Below are 12,369 nucleotides of genomic sequence, written 5' to 3' on the forward strand. Positions count from 1 at the left end.
TCAGGCCCCTCGGACCCGGTGCCGGGCGGTCCGTGACCGGCGCGGCTCACGCACCGGCGGCATCGCCGTCCACCGCCCCCGGCAGCCTCGCGCTCACATCATGTCTTCGATGTCGGCCGCGATCGGGTCGGCGTCGGTGCCGATGACGACCTGGATCGCGGTGCCCATCTTCACGACGCCGTGCGCGCCCGCGGCCTTGAGGGCGGCCTCGTCGACCAGGCTGGGGTCGGCGACCTCGGTGCGGAGACGGGTGATGCAGCCCTCGATCTCTTCGATGTTGTCGATCCCGCCGAGCCCGGCGACGATCTTCTCAGCCTTGCTGGCCATGTGATTCTCCCTGCGTTCGAGCGCGCTGAGCGCTGTCTCGGCCCACCGTTGATCCGGGTCGGTCCGCTTTGTCACGGTAACGCACGGTTGGCCCATCTTCACGGGCGAGTAACCGTCTTGTACCGAAAGATGACGATCACCAGCGCCCCGCCCTTCGCGGGGCGCCGGAACCGTATGCCGACTGGTCTACACCACTCGGCGACGCCTGCCAAACAGGGGCCGTTCCGGGAGGACGCCGATGAGCACCGAGAGCGCGGCCGCGCCGCGGCACACGTGGCGGAGCGGACTCTTCCAGGGGCTCCAGAAGGTGGGCCGCAGCCTCCAGCTCCCGGTGGCCGTCCTGCCGGCCGCGGGCCTGCTCGTCAGCCTGGGCAACCTGTTCGCCGCGTATCTCCACGGCGACTTCTGGGACAAGACGTCCGACGTCCTGATCAAGGGCGGCACCGGCATCCTCGACGGCAGCCTCGGCCTCCCGCTCCTCTTCTGCATCGGCGTCGCGATCGGCTTCGCCAAGAAGTCGGACGGCTCCACCGCGCTCGCCGCGGTGGCGGGCTTCCTCGTCTACCACAACGTCCTCAAGGCCTTCCCCGTCAGCGGGTCGGTCACCGAGGAGATGCCCGAGGGCTCACCCCAGAACCCCGGCGTCCTCGGCGGCATCGTGATCGGCCTGCTGACGGCGGTCATCTGGCAGCGCTACCACCGCACGAGACTCGTCGACTGGCTCGGATTCTTCAACGGCCGGCGGCTCGTGCCGATCATCATGGCCTTCGTCTGCTGCGTCCTGGGCGTGCTGTTCGGGCTGCTGTGGGACCCGGTGGGCGACGCGCTGACCTCGTTCTCGAAACAGTTGATCGACCTCGGCGCGTGGGGCGCGGGCATCTTCGGCGTCGCGAACCGGCTGCTCATCCCGATCGGCATGCACCAGTTCCTGAACACGTTCTTCTGGTTCCAGGCGGGCGAGTACACGGACGACGACGGCACCGGCGTCCAGGGCGACCTGACCCGGTTCTTCGCCGGTGACCCGGATGCCGGCCAGTTCATGTCGGGCTTCTTCCCGATCATGATGTTCGGCCTCCCGGCGGCCGCCCTGGCCATTACGCACTGCGCCCGCCCCGAGCACCGCAAGCGCGTGGCGGGCCTGATGTTCTCCGTCGGCCTGACGTCGTTCGTGACGGGCGTGACCGAGCCGATCGAGTTCTCGTTCATGTTCGCCGCACCGCTGCTGTACGGGCTGCACGCGCTGCTCACCGGCGCCTCGATGGCGATCACCTGGGCGCTCGGCGTCCACGCGGGTTTCAGCTTCTCGGCGGGGCTGATCGACTACGTCGTGAACTGGCACCTGGACACCAAACCGTGGCTGATCCTGCCGATCGGCGCGTGCTTCGCGGTCGTCTACTACATCGTGTTCCGCGTGGTGATCACGGTGTTCGACATCCCGACCCCCGGCCGCGAGCCCGAGGAGGTCCAGGAGGAGATGGAGCGGGACGCGACGAAGTGACGCCCCGCCGAACAAAGGCGTGACGCCCCCGAAGCCGGCGGCCCGGGGGCGTTCGCGTGCATACACCGGATTGTTACCGGGCCCGCGAATTTCGCAGGTTCCTTATCCAACCCTCACCGTGCTACAACAGGTCTACACCACTGAGTGGTGTAGACCATGCGGTCCAGACCACTGCCGCATTCTCCCCTGAGCCGCCGCCCTCCCCCGATCTCTGTCCTCGGCGGCGCCTTGCCCTCCCCCAGCCGGTCCGGCCGGGGGGACCCCCAGGAGGAAGTTGATGTCCACGGCCAGCGCCGCCCCCGGGGCGGACAACAAGAAGACGGGCGCGGGTGCGATGGCTGTCCTGCAGCGCATCGGCCGCAGCCTGATGCTGCCGGTCGCCGTGCTGCCCGCGGCCGCGCTGCTCGTGCGTTTCGGTCAGCCCGACATGCTCGGCAAGGAGTCGTTCCCGACCTTCGTCACCGAGATCGCCGGGTACATGGCGGCCGGTGGCGGCGCTCTGCTCGACAACATGGCGCTGCTGTTCGCCGTCGGTATCGCGATCGGCTTCGCGAAGAAGTCGGACGGATCGACGGCCCTCGCGGCGGTGGCCGGTTACCTCGTCTTCAAGAGCGTGCTCGGCACCTTCACGGACAGCAGCCTGCCCAAGAAGGAAGCCATAGTCGACGGCAAGATCGTCATGGTGGAGCAGGCGGTCGACGCCAAGGTGCTCGGCGGCGTGGTCATGGGCATCATCGTGGCCCTGCTCTACCAGCGCTTCTACCGCACCAAGCTGCCCGACTGGGCCGGCTTCTTCGGCGGCCGACGCCTCGTCCCGATCCTGTCGGCCTTCGCGGGTCTGCTCACCGGCATCGTCTTCGGCCTGATCTGGCCGTGGCTCGGCTCGGGTCTGCACTGGTTCGGCGAGAGCCTGGTCAGCTCGGGGGCCGTGGGCGCCGGCATCTTCGGTGTCGCCAACCGCGCGCTGATCCCGGTCGGCATGCACCACCTGCTGAACTCCTTCCCGTGGTTCCAGGCCGGTTCCTACGAGGGCAAGAGCGGCGACATCGCCCGCTTCCTCGCCGGTGACCCGTCCGCCGGCCAGTTCATGACCGGCTTCTTCCCGATCATGATGTTCGCCCTCCCGGCGGCCTGCCTCGCCATCGTGCACTGCGCCCGCCCCGAGCGCCGCAAGGTCGTCGGCGGCATGATGTTCTCGCTCGCCCTGACCTCCTTCGTCACGGGTGTCACCGAGCCGATCGAGTTCACCTTCATGTTCATCGCGCCGGTCCTGTACGCGATCCACGCCGTGCTCACCGGTGTCTCGATGGCCCTGACCTGGTCGCTCGGCATGAAGGACGGCTTCGGCTTCTCGGCCGGCGCGGTGGACTTCCTGCTGAACCTGGGCATCGCGTCCAACCCCTGGGGCCTGGCCCTGGTCGGCCTGTGCTTCGCGGCGGTCTACTACGCGGTCTTCCGCTTCGCGATCACCAAGTTCAACCTCCCGACGCCGGGCCGCGAGTCCGACGAGGAGCTCGCCGAGCTGCAGAAGGCCGAGGCCAAGTAGCCCTCGCGCATGAGGGAGGCCCCCGCCCTCAGGGCGGGGGCCTCCCGTGTCGTGGGGCCGGCTCAGATCTCGTACACGGCGCCCGGCACCGCGATCTCCGCCGGACCGTCGTAGACCGCGCGCGCGTCCGACAGGTTCCGCCCGCCGTCCGTCCACGGCGGGATGTGCGTCAGCACCAGCCGGCGCGCGTTCGCCCGCTGCGCGCAGGCGCCCGCCTCGCGGCCGTTGAGGTGGAGGTCCGGGATGTCCTCCTTGCCGTGCACGAACGACGCCTCGCACAGGAAGAGGTCCGCACCGGCGGCGAGTTCGTCCAGTGCGTCGCACACGCCCGTGTCGCCCGAGTACGTCAGCGACTTCCCGCCGTGCTCCACCCTGATCCCGTACGTCTCGACCGGGTGGGCCACCCGTTCCGTACGCACGGAGAACGGGCCGATCTCGAAGCTGCCGGACTTCAGCGTGTGGAAGTCGAACACCTCGCTCATCGACGACGCGGAGGGCGTGTCCGCGTACGCCGTCGTCAGCCGCTGCTCCGTGCCCTCGGGGCCGAAGACCGGCATGGGTGCGCAGCGGCCGCCGTCGTGGCGGTAGTAGCGGGCCACGAAGTACCCGCACATGTCGATGCAGTGGTCCGCGTGCAGGTGGCTGAGGAAGATGGCGTCGAGGTCGTAGAGACCGCAGTGGCGCTGCAGCTCGCCGAGGGCGCCGTTGCCCATGTCGAGGAGCAGCCGGAAGCCGTCGGCCTCTACGAGGTAGCTCGAGCAGGCCGAATCCGCGGACGGGAACGACCCCGAGCAACCGACGACGGTGAGCTTCATTGAGCTGGAACCTCCGTGGACGAAGGAGGGCTGGGGAAGGTTCGTGCGGTCCGTCGAGCGTAAGGCGCGAAAGGGCCGGTCGCTCCTCAGCAGCGCTGTGTTGTGGGAGAACTCACCCTTACCCGGGGCGCCGAACAGGGGTGCGGGCGCCGGGCCACGGAAGCGGGGGCGGGCGGGGGCACGGGGGGCGCGGGTAACGTCTCCGGTATGGACACGTCGTGGTGGCTCGCCGTGATCGCCGTCGTCGTGGTCGCTCTCGTGGTCGCCGTCTCCGACGGACTCGGCCGCGGCGCGCGGCGGCCGGCCGGTCGCAGGCGGCCACCGGGGCGACCGGGCGAGCGCGCACGCGAGCGCGGAGTCAGGCCGAAGGGGCGACCGTCACCGGGCGAGATCTGGTGGGCGGATGTGCCCTACGAGGACGGTCCCGGATCGAAGGACCGCCCCTGCCTGGTCCTGTCGGTACGGGGCGGAACGGCCCTGGTCGCGAAGATCACGAGCCGGTACCACGACGAACGCTCCGGGGTGATCGCGCTGCCGCCGGGCACCGTGGGCGACGCGCAGGGGCGGCCGAGCTTCCTGGAGACGGACGAGCTGCGGGACGTACGGGTGGGCGAGTTCCGCAGGCGGGTGGGCACGGTGGACCCGGCGGTCTGGGACCAGGTCCGGCATTTGGCGGTGTGAGTCCCCGCCCCGGTTCCGGTCCCGCGCTGCGCGCGGACTGCCGAGCCCGACGTGCGACCTCTGCGCAGCCACGACCGGCGCGGCAGCCGCCGCGCCGGCGATCGAGGCGCGCGGGCCCCGGCGGAGCCCCCGGAGCCCCGGGCCGGGACCCGTTACGCCCAGAGCTGGCCCTGCAGCGTCTCGATCGCCTCTTCCGTCGTCTTCGCCGTGTAGACGCCCGTCGACAGGTACTTCCACCCGCCGTCCGCCACCACGAACACGATGTCCGCCTGCTCCCCCGCCTTGACGGCCTTCCTGCCGACGCCGATCGCGGCGTGCAGGGCCGCCCCCGTGGAGACGCCCGCGAAGATGCCCTCCTGCTGGAGGAGCTCGCGGGTGCGGGTGACCGCGTCCGCGGAGCCGACCGAGAAGCGGGTGGTCAGCACGGACGCGTCGTAGAGCTCGGGGACGAAGCCCTCGTCCAGGTTGCGCAGACCGTAGACGAGGTCGTCGTAGCGCGGCTCGGCGGCGACGATCTTCACGTCCGGCTTGTTCTCGCGCAGGTAGCGGCCGACGCCCATCAGCGTGCCCGTCGTACCGAGGCCCGCCACGAAGTGGGTGACCGACGGCAGGTCCGCGAGGATCTCCGGGCCGGTGGTCGCGTAGTGCGCGCCCGCGTTGTCCGGGTTGCCGTACTGGTAGAGCATCACCCACGACGGGTTCTGCTCGGCGAGCTCCTTGGCGACGCGCACCGCCGTGTTGGAGCCCCCAGCCGCGGGGGACGAGATGATCTCGGCGCCCCACATCGCGAGCAGGTCGCGCCGCTCCTGGGAGGTGTTCTCCGGCATGACGCAGACGATGCGGTAGCCCTTGAGCTTGGCCGCCATCGCCAGCGAGATGCCGGTGTTGCCGCTGGTCGGTTCGAGGATGGTGCAGCCGGGGGTGAGCCGGCCGTCCTTCTCCGCCTGCTCGACCATGTGGAGCGCGGGGCGGTCCTTGATCGAGCCGGTCGGGTTGCGGTCCTCCAGCTTGGCCCAGATGCGGACGTCCTCGGACGGGGACAGCCGCGGGAGCCGCACCAGCGGCGTGTTGCCGACGGCGGCGAGCGGGGAGTCGTAACGCATCAGGATCAGACCATGCCGCCGGCGACGGCCGGCAGGATCGTGACGTTGTCCCCGTCGGACAGCTTGGTGGAGATGCCGTCCAGGAAGCGGACGTCCTCGTCGTTCAGGTAGACGTTGACGAAGCGGCGCAGCTGGTCGCCCTCGACGATGCGCTCCTGGATGCCGCTGTGCCGGGACTCGAGGTCTGCGAACAGCTCGGCGAGGGTGTCTCCGCTGCCTTCGACGGCCTTGGCTCCGCCGGTGTAGGTGCGGAGGATGGTCGGGATGCGGACCTCGATGGCCATGACGTGGGCTCCTGTCGGAAGGTGGCGTAGGGGCGCGCGGCTGTGGCCCCCGCGCGGGGGGTGCTGCTGGCGTGGTGCGCTCGTACGTCAGAACGCGGCGCGGGTGGCCGTACACATCGCGCTGGCGAGGCGGCACAGGTCGACGTGCAGCCGCGCAACGAGCAGCAGGGTGCTCGGCGTCTTGTCGCTCACGTCGTGAAGAACCATGCGGTCATCGTATCGATTCCCGGTCCCGATCCTTCAGTGTGATCTCGCATATCGGACGGAAGCCGCTCAGGATGTGAACCGCACGGGCGGAACCCCTTGTCGGACGGCCCGCCCGTACCGATGTCCCGCACCTCTCAGTACGCCTCGACGACCTTGACGTCCTCTTCGGTGACCTCGCCCTCCACGATGCGGAACGAGCGGAACTGGAAGGGGCCCGCGTCGTCGGTGTCGGCGGTGGAGACGAGGACGTAGTGCGCGCCGGGCTCGTTGGCGTAGCTGATGTCGGTGCGCGAGGGGTACGCCTCGGTCGCGGTGTGCGAGTGGTAGATGATCACCGGCTCCTCGTCGTTGTCGTCCAGCTCGCGGTAGAGCTTGAGGAGGTCGGCGGAGTCGAACTCGTAGAACGTGGGCGAGCGGGCCGCGTTCAGCATCGGGATGAAGCGCTCGGGGCGGCCGGAGCCCTCCGGGCCGGCGACGACTCCGCAGGCCTCGTCGGGGTGGTCCGCGCGGGCGTGGGCGACGATCTGGTCGAACAGGGCCTGGGTGATGGTCAGCATGAGCGACAGGATAAGCAGACGGGCCGCCGCGTACCGATGAGTGGTACGCGGCGGCCCGGATGCTGGACGCCGCCCTTACGAGCGCTTGGCGAAGGCCGCGCCGTCGGGGTTGCGGCTCTTGAGCACCAGGTAGGAGACGCCGAGGATCAGGCCCCACAGCGGGGCGCAGTACAGCGAGATCCGGGCGTCCTTGTCGACGCCCATCATCACGATCACCATGCCGATGAAGGCGAGGGCGAACCAGCTGGTGAAGGGGGCGCCGGGCGCCTTGAAGGTGGACTCGGGCAGTTCGCCGCGGTCGGCCCTGGCCCGGTACCGGATCTGGCTGACCAGGATCATGATCCAGGCCCACATGCCGGAGATCGTGGCGAAGGAGACGACCATCTCGAACGCCTTGCCCGGCCACTGGTAGTTGATCCAGACGCCGAACATCATCAGCAGCGCCGAGAAGGTGGTGCCGATGAGCGGGGTGCCGTTCCTGGTCAGGCGGGTGAAGAGCTTCGGGCCCTGGTTGTTGAGCGCGAGGTCGCGCAGCATCCGGCCGGTGGAGTACATGCCGGAGTTGCAGGACGACAGGGCCGCGGTGAGCACGACGAAGTTGACGATGCCGGCGCCGACGGCGAGGCCCATCTTGTCGAAGGCGGCGACGAACGGGGAGACGCCCGGCTCGAAGTGGGTCCAGGAGACGACCGACAGGATCATGATCAGGGCGCCGACGTAGAAGACGGCGATACGCCACGGCACGGTGTTGATGGCCTTGGGCAGCGTCTTCTCCGGGTCCTTGGACTCGCCGGCGGTGACGCCGACCAGCTCGACCGCGAGGAAGGCGAACATGACGATCTGCAGGGTCATCAGCGTGCCGCCGATGCCCTTGGGGAAGAAGCCGCCGTCGGCCCACAGGTGGGTGACGGACGCGGTCTCACCGGCGTCGGAGAAGCCGAGCGTGAGGATGCCGAGGCAGATCAGGATCATGCCGATGATGGCGGTGACCTTGACCATGGAGAACCAGAACTCGAGCTCGCCGAAGAGCTTCACGGAGATCAGGTTCGCGCCGTAGAGGATGATCGTGAAGATCAGCGCGGAGACCCATTGCGGGATGTCGAACCAGTACGTCATGTACTGGGCGGCCGCCGTGACCTCGGTCATTCCGGTCACGACCCAGAAGAGCCAGTACGTCCAGCCGGTGACGAAGCCCGCGAAGGGACCGATGAACTCGCGCGCGTACTCGGAGAACGACCCCGAGACGGGGCGGTACATGAGCAGTTCGCCCAGCGCCCGCATGATGAAGAAGATGACCAGGCCCGCGATGGCGTAGGCCAGGATGAGGCTGGGGCCGGCCTTGGAGATGGCCTTGCCCGCGCCGAGGAAGAGGCCGGTGCCGATGGCACCGCCGATCGCGATCATCTGGATCTGCCGGGCCCCCAGTCCACGCTGGTAGCCCTCGTCCGCGCCCGCGGCCTCTTTGCCGTCGTTCGGTTCGACCTGCATCGAGGTCATTGGTGATGCGCCCTTTCTCCATGCTGATCCGCCGCGACCGCTGCGTCGCGCGGTTACGGATCAGGTCCTGATCCCCCCGGATGTGGATGGAGTGCCACCGGCGGTCTGCCGGTTCAAGCGCCCTCGGGGACAGGGGTGGCGTCCCCGAGCGGTCGTGAAGATTTATCACGGCCGCAACAGTGATCCACTGAAGCGAGAGTGACGCACCCCACAGGAAGAAGGGGACAAAGAGCGCGTGTGGCGGCAAAGTGTCGTGGCGCGGTGACGTGATCGTTATTCGGATTTGAGCGTCCGTTGAGCGAACACACGCCAGGACGGATACCGCCACTACGGGGCAAATCCACACCGAGGGCGAGCCCTCAGGGTGTCAGAGGGTCTCGATGAGCGTCTCCTGAAGCGCCCCGAGCCAGAGGTAGGCCATCACCATGGGCTTGCGCGGGTCGGAGTCCGGCAGCCGGTACAGGTCGTCGTTCTCGTCCTCGTCGGTGACCTCGAGCCGGGTGCCGATGGTCAGCCGCAGGTCGTTGAGCGCGCCCAGCCAGTGCAGGCAGTCCTCGGCGCCCAGCTCCAGCACGGCGCCGCCGTCGCCGCCGGGGGTCAGCGAGTCCAGGCTGCGGACCACCGCCAGGGCGTCGTCGCGCTTGCGGGTGCGCAGGTCGTTCTCGGTGAAGCGGCGGAACTCGGCGGAGGCCGCGCGCCTCTCGTCGTCCTGCGGCCCGGCCCCGGGGTCCGCGTAGGCCTCGGGGAAGAGGCGGGCGAGCGCCGGATCGGAGGGCGGTTCGCTCGGCCCCTCGGCGAACAGGGCGGCCAGCGGGTCCTCGCCCTGGGCCGGCTCGTCACCCGGGCCGATGAGCTCCAGCATCTGCACGACCAGGGAGCGCAGGATGGAGATCTCGACCTCGTCCAGTGCCACGGCGGCGCCGCCGCCCTTCAGCGGCTCGAAGTGAGAACTCATCAGCCACGGTCCTGGGTGAGCGTGGCCCACAGTCCGTATCCGTGCATCGCCTGCACGTCCCGTTCCATCTCCTCGCGGCTGCCGCTGGAGACGACGGCGCGTCCCTTGTGATGGACGTCGAGCATCAGCTTGTGCGCCTTGTCCTTGGAGTAGCCGAAGTAGGCCTGGAAGACATAGGTGACGTAGCTCATCAGGTTGACCGGGTCGTTGTGCACCAGGGTCACCCAGGGCACATCGGGCTCAGGGACGGCCGCGCTCTCCTCGGCCGACTCGGTCTGCTCGATCTCCAGTGGCACAGTCACTCCACCCATGCTGCCACCTGAGCCCCCTCGTCGCACAAACGACCCCGCCGGTGACAGAGACATCTCGTCAGACTGACGAAATGTGCGCTAGCATCGCGGTCATGAACACTGCAGACCTTGGGCTGCCGGTGGACGTGCCGTCGACCGCGCTCTTCACCGATCAGTACGAGTTCACGATGCTCCAGGCGGCGCTCGAGGCCGGGACGGCCGAGCGGCGCTCGGTCTTCGAGGTCTTCACCCGCCGGCTTCCCGAGGGCCGTCGCTACGGTGTCGTCGCGGGCACCGGCCGCGTCCTGGACGCCGTGGAGAACTTCCGCTTCGACGCGGGCGTGCTCGACTTCCTGCGCGAGCGGCACATCGTCGACGGGCCGACCCTCGAATGGCTCGCCGGCTACCGCTTCCGCGGCGACATCTGGGGCTACCCCGAGGGCGAGGTGTACTTCCCCGGCTCGCCGATCCTGCGGGTCGAGGGCTCCTTCGCCGAGTGCGTGCTGCTGGAGACCGTGATCCTGTCGATCCTCAACCACGACTCGGCGATCGCGGCGGCCGCCTCGCGCATGTCCGCGGCCGCCGGCGGGCGCGGCCTGATCGAGATGGGCGCCCGCCGCACCCACGAGCTGTCCGCCGTCGCGGCCTCCCGCGCCGCGTACGTCGGCGGGTTCGACTCCACCTCCGACCTGGCGGCCGGCTACCGCTACGCCATCCCCACGGTCGGCACCAGCGCCCACGCCTTCACCCTCCTGCACGACAGCGAGCGCGGCGCCTTCCAGGCGCAGGTCGACTCGCTGGGCCGCGGCACGACCCTGCTCGTCGACACCTTCGACGTGGCCGAGGCCGTGCGCACCGCGGTCGACATCGCGGGCCCCGAGCTCGGGGCCGTACGGATCGACTCGGGCGACCTGCTGCTCGTCGCGCACCGGGTGCGCAAGCAGCTGGACGAGCTGGGCGCGGTGGACACCAGGATCGTCGTCACCTCCGACCTCGACGAGTACGCCATCGCGTCGCTCGCCGCGGCCCCGGTGGACGCGTACGGCGTGGGCACCCAGCTGGTCACCGGCAGCGGTCACCCGACCTGCTCGATGGTCTACAAGCTCGTCGCGCGGGCCCGCTCGGCGGACCCGCGGGCCGCGCTGGAGCCGGTGGCGAAGAAGTCGCTGGGCGGGAAGCTTTCGATCGGCGGCCGCAAGTGGGCCGCGCGCCGGCTGGACGAGCACGGGGTCGCCGAGGCCGAGGTCGTCGGGCTCGGCGACGTGACGCCCGAGCTGGTGGACCGGCAGTTGCTGGTGGAGCTGGTCAAGGGCGGCGAGATCGTGGCCCGCGAGCCGCTGGACGCGGCGCGCGAGCGGCACATCGCGGCGCGGGCCGGGCTGCCGATGTCGGCGATCCAGCTCTCGCGCGGCGAGCCGGTGATCCCGACCGAGTACGTGTAGGTCCGTGCGGAGGGAAAGGCGCGGGCGCGAGCGTCCGACGCCCCCTCCCGCCGGGCGTTCCGAGTGTCTACGCTCAGTAGTTGAACCCTCGCCGGTCGTCCGGCCCGCCCGGCGGGACGAGTCCGCCGGCCACCGCGCCGACCGTCACCCAGCCACCGAAGGACACCCGCCATGCACCGCGCCTTGATCGTCGTGGACGTTCAGAACGACTTCTGCGAGGGCGGCAGCCTCGCGGTGTCGGGAGGCGCCGACGTCGCAGCCGCCATCACCGAGCTGATCGGCCAGGCCCAGCCGGGCTACCGCCACGTGGTCGCCACCCGCGACCACCACATCGAGCCGGGCGGCCACTTCTCCGAGCACCCCGACTTCGTCGACTCCTGGCCGCGGCACTGCGTCGCGGGCACGGAGGGCGTCGGCTTCCATCCGAACTTCGCGCCGGCCGTGGCCTCGGGCGCCGTCGCCGCGGTCTTCGAGAAGGGCGCGTACGCGGCGGCGTACAGCGGCTTCGAGGGCACCGACGAGAACGGCTCCACGCTGGCCGAGTGGCTGCGGGCCCGCGGCGTCACCGAGGTGGACGTCGTCGGCATCGCGACCGACCACTGTGTGCGGGCCACGGCGCTCGACGCGGCCAGCGAGGGCTTCACCACCCGTGTGCTGCTCGACCTGACCGCGGGGGTCTCGAAGGAGACGACCGACCGCGCCCTGGAGGAGCTGCGCGCGGCGGGTGTGGAGCTGAGCGGGAAGCCGGTGGTGGTCTGACCCCGCCGCATCGTCGCGGCCGTCAGGCGGGGCGGGCGGATCTGAGCAGCGCCCGTACCGGACGCCAGAGGTCCGGGGCGGCGCCCTGCTCCGCGCGCCACAGCAGCCCGTCCGGGTGATGCAGGACGGCGGTCACCTCGTCCGGCGTCGGCGGCTCGGCGTTGCCGCGCAGGTAGACCGCGCGCAGGCCCAGGTTGCGCAGCCGGGTCAGCGCCCTGGCCCGGTTCGCCGCGTGCACGAGGAACCGCACGCTGGTCCCGTCGCCGGCTGGGCTGGGCAGGCTGAGCGCGACGACCACGCTGCCGTTGGGCAGCTTGCAAAAACCTCCAGCAGGCATGCGGAACCACTCCCCCGTGCGTTCACTGTCAATAAGGGCTTCGTCCCCCGCACCTAAACACGATCGGCCGC

General features: G+C 69.9%; 15 protein-coding genes. 5 read left to right on the top strand and 10 right to left on the bottom strand.

Going from position 1 to position 12,369, the window contains the following annotated elements; genetic code table 11:
* Window positions 1-93: 93 nt before the first annotated feature.
* Complete coding sequence (locus AB0K02_RS03640) at window positions 94-327, bottom strand: glucose PTS transporter subunit EIIB (protein ID WP_177152560.1); 234 nt, start codon at window positions 325-327, stop codon at window positions 94-96.
* Window positions 328-565: 238 nt separating this feature from the next.
* Here AB0K02_RS03640 and AB0K02_RS03645 point away from each other — a divergent pair, with 238 nt between their 5' ends.
* Together AB0K02_RS03645 and AB0K02_RS03650 are read left to right on the top strand one after the other, a co-directional pair.
* Window positions 566-1,825, top strand: a complete 1,260-nt coding sequence (locus AB0K02_RS03645; RefSeq protein WP_365990666.1) for a PTS transporter subunit EIIC — start codon at window positions 566-568, stop codon at window positions 1,823-1,825.
* 277 nt (window positions 1,826-2,102) lie between these two features.
* On the top strand, window positions 2,103-3,371 hold the full coding sequence (locus tag AB0K02_RS03650) for a PTS transporter subunit EIIC (RefSeq protein ID WP_365990667.1): 1,269 nt from the start codon (window positions 2,103-2,105) through the stop codon (window positions 3,369-3,371).
* Between the two features lie 62 nt (window positions 3,372-3,433).
* Here AB0K02_RS03650 and AB0K02_RS03655 read toward each other — a convergent pair whose 3' ends face one another.
* A complete protein-coding gene (locus AB0K02_RS03655) occupies window positions 3,434-4,186 on the bottom strand; it encodes an MBL fold metallo-hydrolase (protein WP_365990668.1) in 753 nt (250 codons plus the stop codon).
* A 207-nt stretch (window positions 4,187-4,393) separates the two neighbouring features.
* Here AB0K02_RS03655 and AB0K02_RS03660 point away from each other — a divergent pair, with 207 nt between their 5' ends.
* Complete coding sequence (locus AB0K02_RS03660; RefSeq protein ID WP_365990669.1) at window positions 4,394-4,867, top strand: type II toxin-antitoxin system PemK/MazF family toxin; 474 nt, start codon at window positions 4,394-4,396, stop codon at window positions 4,865-4,867.
* Window positions 4,868-5,019: 152 nt separating this feature from the next.
* Here the strand turns inward: AB0K02_RS03660 and AB0K02_RS03665 are convergent, their stop codons facing one another.
* From AB0K02_RS03665 to clpS, 7 genes are all read right to left on the bottom strand, one after another.
* Window positions 5,020-5,970: a cysteine synthase gene (locus tag AB0K02_RS03665; RefSeq protein ID WP_365990670.1), complete on the bottom strand. Its 951-nt coding sequence runs from the start codon at window positions 5,968-5,970 to the stop codon at window positions 5,020-5,022.
* A gap of 5 nt (window positions 5,971-5,975) precedes the next feature.
* Window positions 5,976-6,254, bottom strand: a complete 279-nt coding sequence (locus AB0K02_RS03670; protein WP_307715283.1) for a MoaD/ThiS family protein — start codon at window positions 6,252-6,254, stop codon at window positions 5,976-5,978.
* A gap of 87 nt (window positions 6,255-6,341) precedes the next feature.
* Window positions 6,342-6,461, bottom strand: coding sequence for a putative leader peptide (locus AB0K02_RS03675; RefSeq protein ID WP_365990671.1), 120 nt, complete (start codon window positions 6,459-6,461; stop codon window positions 6,342-6,344).
* Between the two features lie 134 nt (window positions 6,462-6,595).
* Window positions 6,596-7,018 (bottom strand): M67 family metallopeptidase, encoded by a 423-nt coding sequence (locus tag AB0K02_RS03680; protein WP_365990672.1) that lies wholly within the window; start codon window positions 7,016-7,018, stop codon window positions 6,596-6,598.
* A 75-nt stretch (window positions 7,019-7,093) separates the two neighbouring features.
* On the bottom strand, window positions 7,094-8,515 hold the full coding sequence (locus tag AB0K02_RS03685; RefSeq protein WP_365990673.1) for an amino acid permease: 1,422 nt from the start codon (window positions 8,513-8,515) through the stop codon (window positions 7,094-7,096).
* A 367-nt stretch (window positions 8,516-8,882) separates the two neighbouring features.
* Window positions 8,883-9,470 (bottom strand): DUF2017 domain-containing protein, encoded by a 588-nt coding sequence (locus AB0K02_RS03690; protein WP_365990674.1) that lies wholly within the window; start codon window positions 9,468-9,470, stop codon window positions 8,883-8,885.
* A complete protein-coding gene (gene clpS / locus AB0K02_RS03695; RefSeq protein WP_365990675.1) occupies window positions 9,470-9,781 on the bottom strand; it encodes an ATP-dependent Clp protease adapter ClpS in 312 nt (103 codons plus the stop codon). The genes AB0K02_RS03690 and clpS overlap by 1 nt, the downstream gene beginning before the upstream one ends.
* A 92-nt stretch (window positions 9,782-9,873) precedes the next feature.
* Between clpS and AB0K02_RS03700 the strand changes: the two genes are divergently transcribed.
* Both AB0K02_RS03700 and AB0K02_RS03705 read left to right on the top strand, forming a co-directional pair.
* Window positions 9,874-11,202 (top strand): nicotinate phosphoribosyltransferase, encoded by a 1,329-nt coding sequence (locus AB0K02_RS03700; protein ID WP_365990676.1) that lies wholly within the window; start codon window positions 9,874-9,876, stop codon window positions 11,200-11,202.
* Window positions 11,203-11,373: 171 nt separating this feature from the next.
* A complete protein-coding gene (locus tag AB0K02_RS03705) occupies window positions 11,374-11,961 on the top strand; it encodes a nicotinamidase (RefSeq protein WP_365990677.1) in 588 nt (195 codons plus the stop codon).
* A gap of 22 nt (window positions 11,962-11,983) precedes the next feature.
* Here AB0K02_RS03705 and AB0K02_RS03710 read toward each other — a convergent pair whose 3' ends face one another.
* Window positions 11,984-12,298 (bottom strand): hypothetical protein, encoded by a 315-nt coding sequence (locus AB0K02_RS03710; RefSeq protein ID WP_365990678.1) that lies wholly within the window; start codon window positions 12,296-12,298, stop codon window positions 11,984-11,986.
* Between the last annotated feature and the right edge of the window lie 71 nt (window positions 12,299-12,369).

The sequence above is a fragment of the Streptomyces sp. NPDC049597 genome, from assembly GCF_040675505.1.
Lineage (GTDB): Bacteria > Actinomycetota > Actinomycetes > Streptomycetales > Streptomycetaceae > Streptomyces.